The 17,070-nt window shown below is 74.9% G+C and carries 13 protein-coding genes; 7 read left to right on the top strand and 6 right to left on the bottom strand.

Annotation, left to right across the window (positions count from 1 at the left end):
- Positions 1–70: 70 nt before the first annotated feature.
- Positions 71–715: a ScbR family autoregulator-binding transcription factor gene (locus ABZX67_RS25930; RefSeq protein ID WP_355364408.1), complete on the bottom strand. Its 645-nt coding sequence runs from the start codon at positions 713–715 to the stop codon at positions 71–73.
- Between the two features lie 308 nt (positions 716–1,023).
- Here ABZX67_RS25930 and ABZX67_RS25925 point away from each other — a divergent pair, with 308 nt between their 5' ends.
- From ABZX67_RS25925 to polX, 7 genes are all read left to right on the top strand, one after another.
- Positions 1,024–1,839, top strand: a complete 816-nt coding sequence (locus ABZX67_RS25925; protein WP_355364405.1) for an alpha/beta fold hydrolase — start codon at positions 1,024–1,026, stop codon at positions 1,837–1,839.
- Between the two features lie 95 nt (positions 1,840–1,934).
- On the top strand, positions 1,935–2,645 hold the full coding sequence (locus tag ABZX67_RS25920; protein ID WP_355364420.1) for a 4'-phosphopantetheinyl transferase superfamily protein: 711 nt from the start codon (positions 1,935–1,937) through the stop codon (positions 2,643–2,645).
- Between the two features lie 125 nt (positions 2,646–2,770).
- Positions 2,771–3,607, top strand: a complete 837-nt coding sequence (locus ABZX67_RS25915) for an AfsR/SARP family transcriptional regulator (RefSeq protein WP_355364402.1) — start codon at positions 2,771–2,773, stop codon at positions 3,605–3,607.
- A gap of 153 nt (positions 3,608–3,760) precedes the next feature.
- Complete coding sequence (gndA, locus tag ABZX67_RS25910) at positions 3,761–5,233, top strand: NADP-dependent phosphogluconate dehydrogenase (RefSeq protein WP_355364399.1); 1,473 nt, start codon at positions 3,761–3,763, stop codon at positions 5,231–5,233.
- Between the two features lie 95 nt (positions 5,234–5,328).
- Entirely contained in the window at positions 5,329–6,699 is a 1,371-nt protein-coding gene (gdhA, locus tag ABZX67_RS25905; protein WP_355364396.1) for an NADP-specific glutamate dehydrogenase, read from the top strand.
- A 210-nt stretch (positions 6,700–6,909) separates the two neighbouring features.
- The gene (locus ABZX67_RS25900; protein WP_355364393.1) at positions 6,910–7,419 is read left to right on the top strand and encodes a phospholipase; all 510 of its coding nucleotides are present in this window, start codon (positions 6,910–6,912) and stop codon (positions 7,417–7,419) included.
- Between the two features lie 27 nt (positions 7,420–7,446).
- Positions 7,447–9,180 (top strand): DNA polymerase/3'-5' exonuclease PolX, encoded by a 1,734-nt coding sequence (gene polX / locus ABZX67_RS25895; protein ID WP_355364390.1) that lies wholly within the window; start codon positions 7,447–7,449, stop codon positions 9,178–9,180.
- A gap of 252 nt (positions 9,181–9,432) precedes the next feature.
- Here the strand turns inward: polX and ABZX67_RS25890 are convergent, their stop codons facing one another.
- From ABZX67_RS25890 to ABZX67_RS25870, 5 genes are read right to left on the bottom strand one after another with little or no spacing between them, the layout of a single operon-like run.
- A complete protein-coding gene (locus tag ABZX67_RS25890) occupies positions 9,433–10,668 on the bottom strand; it encodes a hypothetical protein (RefSeq protein ID WP_355364387.1) in 1,236 nt (411 codons plus the stop codon).
- A complete protein-coding gene (locus tag ABZX67_RS25885; protein ID WP_355364384.1) occupies positions 10,665–11,444 on the bottom strand; it encodes an ABC transporter permease in 780 nt (259 codons plus the stop codon). The genes ABZX67_RS25890 and ABZX67_RS25885 overlap by 4 nt, the downstream gene beginning before the upstream one ends.
- Positions 11,441–12,394 carry an ABC transporter ATP-binding protein gene (locus ABZX67_RS25880; protein WP_355364382.1) on the bottom strand — a complete coding sequence of 318 codons (954 nt, stop codon included), beginning with the start codon at positions 12,392–12,394 and terminating at the stop codon, positions 11,441–11,443. Before ABZX67_RS25880 ends, ABZX67_RS25885 begins: the two co-directional genes overlap by 4 nt.
- Entirely contained in the window at positions 12,391–13,737 is a 1,347-nt protein-coding gene (locus ABZX67_RS25875; protein WP_355364379.1) for a lanthionine synthetase C family protein, read from the bottom strand. The genes ABZX67_RS25880 and ABZX67_RS25875 overlap by 4 nt, the downstream gene beginning before the upstream one ends.
- The gene (locus ABZX67_RS25870; RefSeq protein WP_355364376.1) at positions 13,734–17,006 is read right to left on the bottom strand and encodes a lantibiotic dehydratase; all 3,273 of its coding nucleotides are present in this window, start codon (positions 17,004–17,006) and stop codon (positions 13,734–13,736) included. Before ABZX67_RS25870 ends, ABZX67_RS25875 begins: the two co-directional genes overlap by 4 nt.
- Between the last annotated feature and the right edge of the window lie 64 nt (positions 17,007–17,070).

Genomic DNA, 17,070 nt, shown 5'->3' with positions numbered 1-17,070 from the left:
TCTTCAAGTCCGAGGTCCAGCCCGTCGAGATCGCGGGCGCCCTCCAGCGGGAGTGGCACGTCCGCGGGCGTCAGACGGGCTCCCGGACCGGCGGCTCCTCGCCGCCCTCGGCCCGCACCCGCCCCGCCAGGTGGTCCGCTGCCAGCCGCGGCAGGAGCAGCCGCCACAGCCGGGTGCACGTGCGCCGGTCCCACCACCGCGGGTCCGTACGGCCCAGGGCCTCCAGGCCGACGGTGGCCGCGGCGACGACGGTCGTCGCGTCCTCGGGCTGGACGCCGTCGGCGAGCGCGCCCCGGCGGGCCGCGACGGACAGGCCCTCGTCCACCCAGTCCACCCAGTACTGCCGCAGGTCCGAGCGGCTCTTCCAGGTGGCGTCCGCGCTCAGCCCGAAGCCGGCCCGCAGGATCACGTCCCGCTGGAGCCGCCCCACGAGGGCGTGCGAGGTGTCCACCAGGGTCTGCAGGCCGCCGTCCGCGTCGGCGTTCTCGCTCCAGGGGTCGGCGATGCCGCGCAGGATCGCCATCGCCTCGACCTCCACCTCCTCCGCCAACGCGCCCTTGTTGACGAAGTGGAAATGCAGTGCGCCGTTGCTCACACCGGCGCGGCGGCTGATCGACGTAAGGGAGGACGGGGCGAATCCCTCCTGGTCGAACACCTCGGCGGCGGAACGAATCAGCGCTTGGCGCGTACGAGCCGCCCGCTCCTGTTTCGTCATGTCGTGCTCCGTGGTCACAGTGGTCGGACGGGAAATGGGCGCGAGACACCAGTGTAGGAAACCGCGCAGGCGGTTTGTTAGTCTCCCGGTAACCTGGCTGGAACCCCATGGTCCGATGCGTACAAATCGCCGCTCACGGTAAGCGGAAACCGTCGTACCGGTCATCCCCCGCTCATTGTGCGGTCACTCCCCGGTCCCGCCGCCAGGCGATCTCATGGGACCCACAAGCGCTCTGCCGGACGATTGCCCAGGTCTCCCCGGGTGAGCCCTCACCCGGGCGAATGACAGAGCGGTGAGGGGAGCACGATATGGCCAGTGATTGGTTCCGGCGATTCGGCGCGGAGGGGCCCGGCAGCGGGGTACGCCTCGTCTGCTTCCCGCACGCCGGCGGGGCCGCCAGCGCCTACCTCGGCCTCCAGCGGGAACTGGCCCCGGCGTTCGACGTCCTGGCCGTCCAGTACCCCGGCCGGCAGGACCGCCGCGCGGAGCCGCCCGTCGACGACATCGGCCGGCTCGTCCAGGCCCTCGCCGACGAGGTGGAACGCGAACTCGTCCCCGGCGCGGCCGGGCTGGACGCGCCCCGCCCGTACGCGTTCTTCGGCCACAGCATGGGCGCCGTCCTCGCCTACGAACTCGCCAGGGAACTCGACCGGCGCGGGGTCCCCGGGCCCTGCCACCTGTTCCTGTCGGGCCGGTTCGCGCCCACCCCGCAGGGCAACGACACCGACCGGCTCGACACCGACGAGAAGATCCTCGCGATGATCCGCCGCCTCGGCGGCACGGTCGGCGCCGTGTTCGACGACCCCGACGTGCTGGAGATGGTGATGCCGCCGCTCCGCGCCGACTACCGGGCCATCGGCACCTACACCTGGCGCCCCGGCCCGCCGCTCGACACGCCGCTGACCGTCCTCGTCGGCGACCGCGACCCGGTGGTGCCCGTCGACGGCGCCGCCGGCTGGTGCGAACACACCACGGCGCCCGCCGAGTTGCACGTCCTGCCGGGCGGCCACTTCTACCTCGACCAGCGCACCGCCGACGTGGCCGACATCGTGCGGGACGCCCTCGCCCCGGCCCAGGCCGGACCCGGCGCCGACCGCCTCCCCGCCACGGCGGACGCCCCCTGATGCCGGAGCCCGCCCTCCCGCCGCCGGCGTCCTCCAGCGGCCGCGGACGCCTCCTCGCGGTGAGCGACCTGCATGTCCGTACCGGGGGAGAACCGTTGATCGAGGAACTGCTGCCGCCGTCGGTGGCCGTGGTCGCGGCGTACGACGACGAAAGCCCGGCCGGGGCGCCGTCCGCAGCCGCGCCGGGCCTCGACGCCGACGGGCTGTACCCGGAGGAGGCGCTGCTCGTGGCGCACGCCGTACCCAAGCGCCGCCGCGAGTTCGCCACCGTACGGCGCTGCGCCCGCGCCGCGCTCGCCCGGCTCGGCGCCCCGCCCGCGCCGCTCCTCAAGGACCCCAGGGGCGCGCCCGGCTGGCCCCCCGGGTACGTCGGCTCCCTCACCCACTGCGCCGGCTACCGGGCCGCCGCGGTGGCACCCGCCGACCGGCTCGCCGCCCTCGGCATCGACGCCGAACCGCACCTGCCGCTGCCGGACGAGGGTGTCACGGAACTGGTGATCCGGCCCGAGGAGCGCGCCCGGATCGGCGCGCTCTCCGCGCGCCGCCCGGACGTCCACTGGGACCGCCTCCTCTACAGCGCCAAGGAGAGCGTCTACAAGGTCTGGTACCCGCTCACCCGCAGCTGGCTGGACTTCCAGGACGCCTCGCTCACCGTGGACCCCGACCGGGGCACCTTCACGGCGACGCTCCTCGTACCGGTGCCCGCGCCCGGGCCGGGGGGCGCGGCGCCGCCGCCGGCCACGCTGCACGGCGGCTGGCTCGTCCGCGACGGCCTGATCGTCACCGCCATCGCCCTGGAGCACTAGGTCGTGTTCCCCTCTGATGGGTCCGCAGTGAGCACCCCGGCGAACAATCGGAAACGGCCGCCCTGTTCGTACGGGCGTCCGGATCCACCACCACGGGGCAGCGCGCCAGGACAGGAGCATGAGACGTGCGGTTCAACCTCATCGGTCCGTTCGAGATCGTCGCCGACGACGGCAGCGTCCACCTCCCCACCACCCCCAAGGTGTGCCAGACGCTGGCCCTGCTCCTCACCCGGCCCGGCGAACTCGTCCCGGTCGACTCCCTCATCCGCGAACTGTGGGGCGACTGCCCGCCCCGCAGCGCGCCCGCCACCGTGCAGACGTACGTCCACCAGGCCAGGCGCATGCTCAACGAGCACCGTCTCGCCTCGCGCGGGAACCAGCCGCTCATCACCCGCCCCCCGGGCTACGTGCTGGAGGTGGACCCCGAGGACGTGGACATCACCGTCTTCGAGCGGCTCGTCACCGGGGCCAGGGCGGCCCTGGAGGACGACCGGCCCGAGGCCGCCGCCCACGACCTGTGCGCGGCGCTCTCCCTGTGGCGCGGCCCCGTCCTGTCCAACGTCCCCGCCGGCAAGGTCCTCGAAGGGCGCATCGTCTATCTGGCCGAGCTGCGCATCCGCGCCCTCGAACTGCGCATCGAGGCGGAGGACCGGCTCGGCCGCCTCCGCGAGGTCATCCCCGATCTGCGCGCCCTGGTCCACGACTACCCCCTCAACGAGTGGTTCCACGGCCGGCTGATCTGCGCACTGCACCGGGCCGGCCGCCGCGCCGAGGCCCTGGAGGCGTACCAGGCCCTCTACCGCATCCTCGACACGGAACTCGGCCTGGAGCCGTCCCTCGAACTCCGGCGCCTGCACGCCGAACTGCTCCACACCGGCGGTTCCGGCGCCGGGCCCGCGGCGCCGCCGGTGGACGGCCGCCCGGCCGTGGCACCCCTCTGGATGGCGTCCTTCGCCGTCTGACCGCCGCCGCCCGCAGCACCTGTCTCCCGCCTGAACCGTTCCGCCCGGCGCCCCGTACCCCTGCCGAGAAGCACCTCGCCGAGAAGCACCCTGCCGAGAAGCACCCGCCGCCCCCACGGCCGTCCCGACCCGCCCACCACAGGAGTCCCGCACATGCCGACGTCCGACCTCTCCCCGCTCGCCGCCCCGCCCGGTACGGCCCAGATCGGCGTCACCGGCCTGGCCGTCATGGGCCGCAACCTGGCCCGGAACCTCGCGCGCAACGGCTACCGGGTGGCGGTGCACAACCGGACGGCCGCCCGCACGCGCGCGCTGGTCGACGACTTCGGGCACGAGGGCGCGTTCGTCCCGGCCGAGAGCACCGCCGACCTCGTCGCCTCCCTCGAACGGCCCCGCCGCCTCGTCGTCATGGTGCAGGCGGGCGCCCCCACCGACGCGGTCGTCGACGAGCTCGCCGGGCTCCTGGAGCCGGGCGACATCCTCATCGACGGCGGCAACGCCCACTACGACGACACCCGCCGCCGCGAGCAGGCCCTGCGCGCGCAGGGCATCCACTTCGTCGGCATGGGCGTCTCCGGCGGCGAGGAGGGGGCGCTGCACGGCCCCAGCCTGATGCCGGGCTGCTCCGACGAGGCGTACGCCGCGCTCGCCCCGCTCCTGGAGACCATCGCCGCCGACACCCCCGACGGCACCCCCGCGGTCGCCCACATCGGCGCCGACGGCGCCGGGCACTTCGTCAAGATGGTCCACAACGGCATCGAGTACGCCGACATGCAGCTCATCGCCGAGGCGTACGACCTCCTGCGGCATGTCGCCGGCGCCTCGCCCGCCGCCATCGCCCGGACCTTCCGCACCTGGAACGCGGGCCGCCTCGACTCGTACCTGATGCAGATCACCGCCGAGGTCCTGGACCACACCGACACCGCCACGGGCCGCCCCTTCGTCGACATCGTGGACGACCGCGCGGGCCAGAAGGGCACCGGCCGGTGGACCGTGCAGACGGCGCTGGAGCTCGGCGTCCCGGTGTCCGGCATCGCGGAGGCCGTCTTCGCCCGCACGGTCTCCGGCCACACCGCGCTGCGCGAGGCCGCGAGGGGCCTGCCCGGACCCGCCCGCACCGAACTGCACCCGCACGACGCCGAGCGGTTCACCGCCCAGGTCGAACAGGCCCTGTACGCCTCGAAGGTGATCGCCTACGCCCAGGGCTGGCACATGATCCGCACCGCGAGCCAGGCGTACGGCTGGGAGATCGACCCCGGTGCCGTCGCCCGCATCTGGCGGGCCGGCTCCATCGTGCGGGCCGCCTTCCTCGACCGGATCGCCGACGCGTACTGCCGCGAACCCGCACTGGCGGGGCTGCTCGCCGACAAGACGTTCGCCGCCGAGATCTCCGAGGCCCAGTCCGCCTGGCGCACCGTGGTGGCGACCGCCGCCCGTTCCGGCGTCCCCGCCCCCGGCTTCGCCGCCGCGCTCGCCTACTACGACGCGCTGCGCGCCGACCGGCTGCCCGCCGCGCTCATCCAGGGCCAGCGCGACTTCTTCGGCGCGCACACCTACGGGCGTACGGACCGGGAGGGCGCGTTCCACACCCGCTGGGCGGAGGACCGCGCCGAACAGCGGGCCTGACGGACCGTACGCGCATCCGGCCCACCGGGGTACGCGTATGCACGTCACACCCGCCCCCCACCCCCTCACACTCCTCCACGACGACAGGGACGCAGATGCCATCGACCGCCACCGCCCTCCAGGCCACCACCGCCTGGCTCGAGTCCGTCGAAGCGGACATCCTCCGCCGCAACCCCGGCGAGCCGGAGTTCCACCAGGCCGTACGCGAGGTGCTGGAGACCCTCGCGCCCGTCGTGGCCGCCCGCCCCGAGCTGCGGGACGCCCGGCTCGTCGAGCGGCTCGCGGAGCCGGAGCGGCAGCTCGTCTTCCGCGTGACCTGGCAGGACGACCGGGGCGACATCCAGGTCAACCGCGGCTTCCGGGTGGAGTTCAACAGCGCCCTGGGCCCGTACAAGGGCGGCCTGCGCTTCCACCCCTCCGTCAACCTCGGCATCGTCAAGTTCCTCGGCTTCGAGCAGATCTTCAAGAACGCCCTCACCGGCCTCGGCATCGGCGGCGGCAAGGGCGGCAGCGACTTCGACCCGCGCGGCCGGTCGGACGCCGAGGTCATGCGGTTCTGCCAGGCGTTCATGACGGAGCTCCACCGCCACCTCGGGGAGCACACCGACGTGCCCGCGGGGGACATCGGCGTCGGCGGCCGCGAGATCGGCTACCTCTTCGGCCAGTACCGGCGCATCACCAACCGCTGGGAGGGCGGCGTGCTCACCGGCAAGGGCACCGGCTGGGGCGGCTCGCTGATCCGCACCGAGGCCACCGGCTACGGCAACGTGCTCTTCACCGCCGAGATGCTGCGCAAGCGCGGCGAGGACCTGGCCGGCCAGCAGGTCACCGTGTCCGGCTCCGGCAACGTGGCCCTCTACACGGTGGAGAAGGCCCAGGCCCTGGGCGCGGTGGTGCGCACCGTGTCGGACTCCGCGGGGTACGTCGTGGACGACAAGGGCATCGACCTCGAACTGCTCAAGCAGATCAAGGAGGTCGAGCGCGGCCGCGTCAGCGACTACGCGGCCCGCCGCGGCGCCTCGGCCCGGTACGTGGAGGGCGGCAGCGTCTGGGACGTGCCCGCCGACGTGGCGCTGCCGTCCGCCACGCAGAACGAGCTCACCGAACGGGACGCGTCGACGCTGGTCCGCAACGGCGTCAAGGCCGTGTCGGAGGGCGCCAACATGCCCACCACGCCCGAGGCCGTGCGCGTCCTGCGCGACGCGGGCGTCGCCTTCGGCCCCGCGAAGGCGGCCAACGCGGGCGGTGTCGCCACCAGCGCCCTGGAGATGCGCCAGAACGCGTCCCGCGAGGCGTGGCCCGCGGCTCGCGTCGAGGACGAGCTGGCCCAGGTGATGCGGCGCATCCACGACACCGCGTACGAGACGGCGGAGCGCCACGGCCGGCCCGGCGACTACGTGGCGGGCGCCAACATCGCCGCCTTCGAGCGCGTCGCCGACGCGATGCTCGCCCAGGGCGTCATCTGACCCCGCCCGCTCCGCCCCGACCCCTCCACCCCCGGCTCCCGCCCCGGCGACGGGTGGCTCCCCGCGGCCACCCGAGCCGGGGTGCAGTGGCGGTCGCCGGTGAGTTGACGTGGCGTCAAGTCGACACCGGGGTTCAACGCTCGGCCGCGCCGGAGAAGCTCCACTCAGCCGGATACCTCCGGGCCCGCCGGTCCCCCCTCGGAGGCCCCCATGCGCCGTCGCCTCGCCGGTCCCTTCGCCGGTCCGCTCGCCGCGGTCGTCCTCGCCGTTCCCGCCGCCCTCCTGCCCGCCGCCGACGCGGTGGCCGTACCGGCGGACAAACCCCAGGTGCTCCAGGCCTGGACCCAGCCCGCGCTGAGCAGCTACCAGGCCTGGGACGCCGCCCGCAGGAACCAGGCCGCCTGGCGGGCGTACGCGTTCGACTGGACGACGGACTACTGCTCCGGCGCGCCCGAGAACCCGCTCGGTTTCCCGTTCAAGGACGCCTGCGCGCGCCACGACTTCGGCTACCGCAACTACAAGGCGGCCGGCACCTTCCCGGCCAACAAGCCCCGCCTCGACAAGGCCTTCCACGCCGACATGAACCGCGTCTGCGCGACGTACTCCGCCTCCCTGCGCACCCGCTGCCAGGGCGTCGCCTGGATCTACTACCAGGCGGTCGTCGTCGGCGGCAGGTCCGCGGGGCCGTACGCGGCCTCCCACGGCGCCCCCCTCGCCTGACCCGCCCGGCCGTCGCATCCTGGAGTCATGGTCCGAGTCAACGACGAGGTCCAGGCGCTGCTCCAGGAGTACGCCGACCTCATCGCGATCACCGGAGGCGACGCCTTCAAGGCGCGCGCCTACGAGAAGGCCGCCCGCGCCGTCGGCGGGTACCACCGGGACGTCTCCACGCTCGACGCCAAGCAGCTGCGCGAGATCCCCAACGTCGGCAAGTCCATCGCCGACAAGATCACCGAGTACCTCGCCTCCGGTCACGTCTCCGCCATCGAGGAGCGCCGCGACGCCATCCCCGCCGGCGTCCGCGAACTGATCACCATCCCCGGGCTCGGCCCCAGGAAGGCCATCGTGCTCTACGAGGAGCTGGGCGTCTCCTCCGTCGACCAGCTCCTCGACGCCCTCCACCACGAGCGGCTGCGCGACCTGAAGGGCTTCGGCGAGAAGACCGAGGAGAACATCCTCCACGGCATCGCCCTGCTGCAGAAGGCCGGTGACCGCATCCTCCTCGACGCCGCCATGGACGCCGCCGAGCAGATCGTCGCCGAGCTGTCCCGCATCACCGGCTGCGCCGGCTGCTGCTACGCCGGGTCACTGCGCCGCATGCGCGAGACCATCGGCGACATCGACGTCCTGGTGGCCGCCGAGCGGTCCGCGCCGTTCATGGAGGCCCTCGCCGACCTCCCGTACACCGCGGAGATCATCGCGCACGGCGAGAAGAAGACCTCCCTCCGCACCACCAAGGGCCTCCAGATCGACGTCCGCGTCCTGCCCCCGGACTCCTGGGGCGCGGGCCTGCAGTACTTCACCGGCTCCAAGGCGCACAACATCCGCACCCGCGAGATCGCCGTGCGCCACAAGCTCAAACTCTCCGAGTACGGCCTCTTCGACGCCAAGAGCGGCAAGAAGATCACCTCCGCGACGGAGGAGGACATCTACGCCCGCCTCGGCCTGCCGTGGATCCCGCCCACCCTGCGCGAGGACCGCGGCGAGATCGCCGCCGGACTGCGCGGCGACCTCCCGGACCTCGTCCAGGAAGGCGACATCAAGGGCGACCTGCACACCCACACCGACCTCACCGACGGCCTCGCGCCGCTGGAGGACATGGTCGCCGCTGCCGCCGAGCGCGGCTACGCCTACTACGCGGTCACCGACCACGCCCCCGACCTCGCCATGCAGCGCATGACCAAGGAGAAGATCCTCGCCCAGCGCGAGCGCGTACGCGCACTGGACCGCGCCCACCACGGCATGCGCCTCCTGCACGGCACCGAGCTGAACATCGGCCCCGAGGGCACCGTCGACTGGCCCGACGACTTCCTCGCCGGCTTCGACCTGTGCGTGGCCTCCGTCCACTCGCACTTCACCCTCGGCCGCCAGGCCCAGACCCGCCGACTCGTCCGCGCCTGCGAGAACCCGCACATCGCCGTCATCGGCCACCCCACCACCCGGCAGCTCGGCAGACGCCCGCCCATCGACGCCGACTTCGACGCGGTCTTCGAAGCCTGTGCCCGCACCGGCACCGCCCTGGAGATCAACGCCCACCCCAACCGCCTCGACCTCCGCGACGAGGACATACTGCGGGCCAAGCGGTACGGCGTGAAGTTCGCCGTGAACTCCGACGCCCACGCCGTCACGCACCTGCCCTACCTGCGCTACGGCATCGGCACGGCACAGCGCGGCTGGCTCACCAAGGACGACGTCGTCAACACCTGGCCGCTGACCAGGCTGCGCCGCTTCCTGCGCGGCAGCGGCGTCACCGTTTCCTAAGGCCGCCGTCGTCTCCGCCTTCCGCAGCGGTTCGACCGCGGGGGAGCGGCGACCGCGGGCCGCGGCGGCAGCGCGACCGAGGTCCCGGCGGCCGCGGCCAGCGCGACGGCGAAGGCGACGACGCGTCTTCGGTGGGTACGGCGGCGTGAGGTCACGGTGCTGATCCTTCCGGCGAGGCGATGTCGCGTCAGGTGCTACCCGCGGTACACATCCGCACGCGACCGGCCTGCGGAATGACCGGTTTCGGCCACCTCAAGGTCCGGCTCCCGCCCACGCGGCCAGCAGCGCCGCCGCCGCGCCCACCAGCGGGTCGTCACCGTGGCCGAGCCCCCGGGCGGCGGCCAGCACGGCGGTCACGACCTCCGTATCCCGCCGCTGGACACCCGCCGCCAGCAGCGGCGCCCACACCTCCGGTCCGGCCGCCCCGGACACCTCGCGCGCCCAGCGGCCGACGCCCCGCGGCTCCGCCTGCGGCAGCGGCGGCGGTCCCGGCGGCCGCTCCGCCGGAACGGGCCCGGACCGGACGGCGGCGGCCAGGGCCGCGGCCAGCGTCGTGTGGTAGCAGGTCCCGAAGACGTACGCCGCCGCCTTGTCGCCGTCCAGACCGGCCCACACCTCCGGGCGGTGCACCGGGCTCGGCACCGCGCCGTCCGGGCGGGCCGCCTCCGCGAGCGCGGCCCACGCGTCGTACACGAGCACGTCGTACACCAGCGCGTCACCGGTGGCCTCTGCGGGCCCGGCCCCTGGGGGGTGCTCCAGCGCCGTGTCGCACAGCAGCAGTTCCGCCAGCAGGTCCAGGCCCCCGCGCACCAGCTGCGCGCCCAGCAGCACTCGCACCGTCCCGCGCAGCCGCGCCACCTCCCCGGCCCCGCCGAGCAGGTCCCGGCGGCGGGCGAAGTCCGTGGCGTAGAACAGCCCGTGCGTCAGGGCATACGTCTCGCTCGCCGTCAGCTGGAGCACGTCCGGGTCCAGCGCCGCGACGCTTCCCCGGTACAGCGTCCCCAGGTCCGGCAGCCGGGCCGGGGCCGTGAAGCCGCCCCGGTCGGCGAAGTACCGCAGCTCCAACCGCCCCAGCACCGGCTTGTACGCGCGGCAGTGGCCCCCCGCGTCCGCCGCCAGCAGCTCCTCGCACACCGCGCGCAGTCTCGGCTGCGGCCGGCCCAGCACCTCCAGCAGCGCCACCAGGTTCAGGTGGTACGGAAACAGCTCGTCGCCGCGGCGCAGCCCCCGCGCGAACTCCGCCTCCCCGGCGGCGTCCTCCGCCAGGTCCAGCGCCCGCCGCGCGAGCGGCGCGTCCTTCGCCACCACCCCCGCCCGGTCCAGCACCCGCACCAGGCCCAGCAACTCCAGCAGCGGCCCCGGCCGGAACGGCCGCCGCGGCAGGAACTCCTCCCAGCGGCCCGGCGCGAACCACCCCAGGTTCGCCTCCACCCAGCGCAACGCCCCCGCGAGCACCCGCCGATCCGCCGGGCCCCTCTCCGGTCTCACCGCCCGCTCCGCACCCGCAGCAGCGCCAGCACCACCACCAGGACCCCGCCCAGCACGCCCAGATCCGCCCACCACGGCAGCAGCCCGCCCCCGCCCAGCAGCGTCTGCCGGGCCAGGTCGACGGCGTACGTCATCGGGTTGGCGTACATCACCCACGCCAGCCACCGCGGCGCGCCCTCGGCGCTGAAGACCGAGCCCGACAGGAACAGCATCGGGAACATGGCCAGTTGCACCGTCGCCTGAAGCGTCTGCATCCGCGTGATCACGGTCGCCAGGCACAGCCCGATGACGCTGAACACGGTCGCGGCCAGCGCGTAACACCCCACCGCCGCCACGAACCGCCCGGGCGTCAGCTCCACGCCCATCAGCGGCGCGAACGCGAGCATCAGCACGCTCTGCACGGTCACCGTCCCGGCACCCGCCACCACCTTCCCCAACGGCAGGCACACCCGCGGCACCGGCGCCACCAGCAGCTCGCGCAACACCCCGAACTCCCGGTCCCACGCGTACGACTGGCCGGACGCCACCCCGATGGACACCACCTGGATCGCGATGATGCCCGGGAAGACGTACGCGCTGAACGGCACGGGCTCGGCGCCCGCCGCGCCGACCGAGCCGATCATGCCGTCGAAGCCGACCGCGTACACCAGCACGAAGAACAGGATCTGCACGGCCTGACTGAACAGCACACCCGGCCGCTTCACTTGCCGCAGCAGATCGCGGTGGGCGATGACACCGATCGCGGCCAGCGACGGCCCCGCGCTCGCCGCCCTCACGACGCGCTCCCCGCCGCCGCCACGTACACGTCGTTCATGGACGGATGGCGCACGGACACGGTCAGCCCCGGCACGTCCAGGGACCGCACCACCGCGGCGATCCGCGCCTCGGGATCGGCGCAGTGCACCGCCACCCCGCCCGGCTCGACCAGCGGCTCGAAGCCCGCCGTCCGCAACTGCCGCACCGCCGCCTCCTCGTCCGCGCAGCTCACCACGATCCGCGACGCCTCCAGACTGCTCTTCAGCTCGGCCGCACCGCCGCGCCGCACGACCCGGCCGGCCCGCAGGATGACGATCTCGTCGGCGTACTCCGCCTCGTCCATGTAGTGCGTCGCGAACAGCACGGTCACGCCCAGCTCGGCGCGCAGCCGCAGCAGGTCCGCCCAGACGGTCGCGCGCGCGGCCGGGTCCAGGCCGTTGGTCGGCTCGTCCAGGACGATCAGACCGGGGCGGTGCAGCAGGGCACGGGCGATCTCCACCCGCCGGGCCAGCCCGCCGGACAGCTCCTCCACCGGCTGACGACGCCGGTCCACCAGCTCGAACAGCTCCAGCAGCAGCGCGATCCGCTCCCGCGCGTCCGCCCGCCGCATCCCGAACAGCCGCGCATGGAACCACAGATTCCGCTCCACCGACAGCTCCTTGTCCAGCGTCCGCTCCTGGAACACCAGCCCCAGGCGCCGCCGCGCCGCCATGGGCGCCTCGCGCACGTCGTGCCCGAAGATCCGCACCGTCCCGGCGTCGGGCCGCGCCGCCGTCGACAACACCCCCAGCAGACTGGACTTGCCCGCGCCGTTGGGCCCGAGCAGCGCCGTGATCCGGCCCGGGGGAGAAGCCATCGACACACCGTGCACGGCGGTCACCCGGCCGTGGCGCACCACCACGTCGGCCAGCTCGAACGCCGGCGCTCCGCCGTCCGTCCCGCTCACCTCCGCCGCCCTCACCGCACTCACGCGAGCCCCAGCGTGCGGTCCCACGGCAGCGGTACGCCGTCCTCGACGGGCAGCAGCGACAGCGCCACACCCGCCGCGCCCTCCAGCATCCCCGCCGTGTCCACGGCCCGGTGCGGCACCGGCGAACGCGCCGCGGCCGGAAAGCGCATCAGATGCCGGAAGCCGAACGGCGCCTCCTCGTCGGCACACGCGAGCACCTTGTCCACGAGCCGCTCCCGCCCCGCGGCCAGCTCCGCGTCGCCCGTCACCGCCGCGGCCCGCGCCACGACCCGCAGCAGGCCCGCGTAGCCGTGGCACACCGTCGCGCCCTCGATCGCCCACAGCGCCTCGTCGCGCCGCAGCGCCGCACGCAGCCCCTCGACGGCCGCCGCGCACCACTCCGGCCGCCCCACCGCCCGCCCGGCCCGCACCAGCGCCGCGGCCACGCCCGGAGTGCCGTAACACCACGCCGTCCGCGTGAACAGCGCGCTCGGGCGCCGCTCCGCCACCTCGTACTCCAGCCCCGCGCGCGCCGGCCAGTACGGCCCCGCCTCATCGCGCAGCGTCCATCCCAGCAGCCAGTCGGCGATCCGCTCGACGGCCTCGCGCAGCCCCTCCACCTCGCGCCCCGCCTCGTACGCCGAACAGAGCACCGCCAGCGGGCCCGCGATGCCGTGCGCCATCCCCACATTGAGGTCACCGCGCGGATAGTCGCGCCGGTCCCGCTCACTGATCTGCAACTCCGGCGGCACCCACCACCCCGGCACCTCGTGCCCATCCACCCGCACCGGCTCGGTCAGGCGCACCAGGTGCCGCAGCGACGCGGTCAGCGCCGACTCGACGGCGGGCGAGGCCTCCGCCGTATCGGCCGCCGCGTCCAGCAGCAACCGGGCCGTCCCGGAGAGGCCGTTGATCAGGTCGTACGCCGCCCAGTCCACGCCCGGGCCGGTACGCGTACGGAACACCGCCAGCCGGTCCAGCTGGTCCTCGGCCAGCCAGGCCGCCAGCTTCCGACGCAGCCCGGCGTAATGCCCCTCCGGACCGGCGCAGGTCTGCGCGGCGGCCAGCAGCGCGGCCGGACCGGAGAACAGCCCCCGGCTCGGCGCCGCGCCCATCGCCCGCCCGGCCGCCGCCAGATGCCGGTGCGCCACCGGCCGCCACGCCTCGTCGGCGCGCGCGAGCTCGCCGTACAGCAGCGCGGTCCCGGGCAGGCCGTTGGCGAGCGTCAACGGCCCCCACATCACCGCGTCGTACACCGGGTCCCGGTTGTCGTCGCGCGAGGCGACCGCCGCCACCCGGTCGGGGTCGGCGAGCCGCTCCGCCACCAGCTCCACGGCCTGGGCCGTACGGACCGCTGTCGTCATGACCGGTGCCTCCGGCGGTTGAGGTGATCCTGCACCGCGCCCCGGGCGATCCCCAGCACGGTCAGCTCACGGGCGCTCTCCCCGCCGAAGAGCCGGTTGCAGACCATGTGCAGCAGGCTGCCCACGACCCGCCCCTCCGGCGTGCCGCCCGCCTCCCGTACGACACGGGCCAGCTCCCGTACGGCCGCGTCACGCGGGCGCAGCGCGTCCAGCGCGTCCGCACCCGCCGGGTCCCGGTCCCCGGTGAGCGCGGGCCAGCCGCCGTACGGATCGACCGTACGGCGCCAGTGGGCGGCGCGGCCCCGGTACGCGGCCGGCAGGTCGCGGCGCCCGCCGGTCATCGACAGCCAGGCCGCCGCCGCGTCGTCGCCGCAGTCCTCCGCGAGGAGCGGATGCCCCGGGGCCGGGGGGCCGAAGGCGTGCGCCAGCGCGGCGCACGAGACGACGGCCAGGTCGTCGACGCCGTACCCGTTGGCCGGATCCTTCGCCAGCCGCAGCAGCGCGAGCGCGGCCTCGCTGTCGCACTGGAAGACCCGCTCCGCGAGCCGCTGCGCCGCCGGGCCGCCGTACCGCTCCACCTCCGGGTCGTACGCGGCCAGGGCGTGCCCGCGCACCAGCCCCCGCTCCCGCCACCGCGCCAGCAGCGCCCCCACGGCCGGGGCCGCCTCGCCCCACAGCCGCGCCGGGTCGGGGCCGTGCAACCGCAGCCGCAGGTGGTGGCCGCCCTCGTCGGTGTAGCGGATGAAGAACCAGCCGTCGGCGCCGTGCCCGGCCGCCACCGCGACCAGCTCGGGGACGTGGTCCCGCAGCAGGTCGTCCTGCGTCCGCGCCGAGCCGTACAGCTTCAGGTACAGCCACTCGCCGCCCAGGCCGTGCACGGTCCGCGCGGGCTGGTGGCTCCCCGCGTACGGGCGGCGGCGCGGCCCCTCCGCGTCGCGGCGCGTCAACGGCACCACCAGCTCCGCCAGATGCCCGGCCGGCGGGCTGTCCAGCCACCCCTCGTACTCACCCGGCACCTCCTGCGCGATCAGGTCCGGGTGACGGGCGACCTGGTCCCGCAGCAGCTCCCGGTGGAACGCGTCGTCCAGGTCCAGCAGCAGCCGCTGGTCCGCCGTGACGGCCAGGACCCGGCGCGGCACGCCCCAGGCGGCGCGCCAATCGGCCACCGCGCGCGACCAGTCCCCGCCCGCCGGGTCCCGCAGCGCGTCGAGCCGCCACACGGCCGGCGCCAGGACGAACCTCCCGTACCGCACACGCGGCACGAACGGCGCGTCGGCGAGCGCGCCCCAGTTCCACGGCTCCCACAGCCGCTGCCCCTCCAGGCCGATCTCCCACAGCAGCCGTACGGCGTTGGGCGCCTGGGCCGGGGCGCTCACCATGTTGCCGAGGACCGGGACGATCTCGCGGCCCGTGGGCAGGTGCACGGCCGTCAGCCGCTCCAGCGTCGCCCCGATGCCGATGTCGGCGAGCCGCAGTTCCTCGACCCCGCCGCCCGGCACGTCGGGTACGCCGACGCCGATGCGGCGGCCGGTGGCCGGGACGGTGTGCGCCAGGTTCGCCGCCCGGCCCGAGCGGGGCCGGAACGCCAGGTCCACCGGGACCGCCCCCGCGACGTGCACCGGATCGTCACGGTGCAGCGCCGCGAACTCCGCGCGCCAGACCGGGTCCAGGTCCGCGAAGCGCGCGAAGGTCGACCCGGCGCGGTGCGAACCGGGCGACGGCGCCAGGAAGACCCGGAACTCCCCGTCGTCCAGCGCCTCCACCGACGGGGCCACCACCTGGACGGTCACCTCGCACGAACCGGGCAGGTCGGCGGGATCGTCGGGGCCCGCGTGCCCGTGGCGCAGCTCCGGCAAGTCCTCGTCGGTCAGGACGACCTCGCGCCGCCCGGCGCGCAGCGCGCCCGCCACCAGCCGCGCCATCGCACGGTCCCGGCGCGCGGTGCGCGGATCGTCCGCCTCCACGGGCGCCGCCTCGCTGTTGGGCCAGCCGTAACCGGCCGGAGCCCCGAGCCCGGTCGACTCGTCGACGAGCTCCAGGACCGGCACCAGGCGGTCGGCGCCGTACACGTCGAGGAAGCGGCGGTGGTAGTCGCGCAGCGCGAAGAGCCCGAGCTTGGGCCGGGACAGCCGCCACATCACCTCGGTGGCCTGCTCGACCACCTCCCGTACGGAGTACGGGAGGTGGAGGGTGGCGTCGAGCCGGGTGTCGACGTGCAGGGGCGTGTCGTCCGGCTCCACCGCACGCGCCGTCGCCAGCAGCCGGGTCAGCTCGGCGTGGCCCGCGCCGACGGGGCGGTCGTCGTACGCGTGCCGCTCGCGCTCGACCGCCAGCAGGCCGTCGTGGACGCGGCGCGTCTCGGCGGACGGGTCCCTCACGGTCGCGAGCAGTCCGAGCACATGGTGCAGTGGGTCGCCCCCGTCCAGGGGCGGGCGCAGCGCGGTGATGAGGATCTCCTGGCGCACCAGCTCCGCCAGCAGCCCCCGGATCCGCTCGACCGGCGCCCCGGGGAACTCCTGGGCGGTGCGGAGCACGAGCTCCTCGTACGGCACCGGCGCCACCGCCCCGGCCACCGCCCGTGCGACGACCGGTGTGTGCCGCACCGACACCGTGGAGCGGCCCTCGCCGGTCTCCGGGAGCCGTACGCCCTGGTTGGAGGGTGCCGTGAGGACCAGCCGGTCCCCGCGTACGGCGAGGGCCTGGTGCGCCTGGACGGTCAGCGCGGCGAGGACGGCCGGGTCGCGCTCCAGGCGGTGGACGACCCGCGTGAGCCACTGCAGGTCGACGTGCGTGCGGGTGAGGTGGGCCGTGCCGCGCGCCGCCTTCGCGGTCGAGTCGAAGTGCCCGGCCGCCACACCCGCGAACAGCCCGAAGGGCGTGGGGCGGGTGCGCATCCTGATGTCGTAGCGCGCCACCGCGAGCGCGGCCCGGCGCAGCCGAGCCGCCTTGACGCCCGCGGGCCCGTGCGCGGCGACGCGGCGGACGAGGGCGCTGAGGCTGGGGGAGGCGAGTTCGAGCGCCTCGGCGAGCAGCGGATCGGCGGCGGCGCGGTCGAGCACCGCGGCGCACGCGCCGAGGTCCGGGGGGCCGTCCGCCCCACGAGTTTCGCCGGTGCCGCTGGTTCCGCGGGTCCCCGCGGTCCCGGCCGTCTCCGGGGCCAGCGGTGCCCGGTACAGGAAGACGTCCTTCGCCTCGAACAGTGCCGGTCGTGTCGGCGGTGCCGGCGGTGTCGGTCGTGTCGGCGGTTTCTCCGGTGCCGCTTCCCCCACGGATCTCCCCTCTCCTCCTCCGAACGGACCTGAACGCCCGAGGGGCCGGGGCGGGCAGTGCCGG

It is taken from the genome of Streptomyces sp. NPDC003036 (assembly GCF_040611175.1).
Classification (GTDB): domain Bacteria; phylum Actinomycetota; class Actinomycetes; order Streptomycetales; family Streptomycetaceae; genus Streptomyces.
This window is presented reverse-complemented; position numbering and strand designations above follow the sequence as displayed.

Bases quoted from the DNA above. Each gene is read 5' to 3' on its own strand.
- ABZX67_RS25930 (WP_355364408.1), bottom strand. From the start codon at position 715: ATGACGAAACAGGAGCGGGCGGCTCGTACGCGCCAAGCGCTGATTCGT.
- ABZX67_RS25925 (WP_355364405.1), top strand. From the start codon at position 1,024: ATGGCCAGTGATTGGTTCCGGCGATTCGGCGCGGAGGGGCCCGGCAGC.
- gndA (WP_355364399.1), top strand. From the start codon at position 3,761: ATGCCGACGTCCGACCTCTCCCCGCTCGCCGCCCCGCCCGGTACGGCC.
- gdhA (WP_355364396.1), top strand. From the start codon at position 5,329: ATGCCATCGACCGCCACCGCCCTCCAGGCCACCACCGCCTGGCTCGAG.
- ABZX67_RS25900 (WP_355364393.1), top strand. From the start codon at position 6,910: ATGCGCCGTCGCCTCGCCGGTCCCTTCGCCGGTCCGCTCGCCGCGGTC.
- polX (WP_355364390.1), top strand. From the start codon at position 7,447: ATGGTCCGAGTCAACGACGAGGTCCAGGCGCTGCTCCAGGAGTACGCC.
- ABZX67_RS25875 (WP_355364379.1), bottom strand. From the start codon at position 13,737: ATGACGACAGCGGTCCGTACGGCCCAGGCCGTGGAGCTGGTGGCGGAG.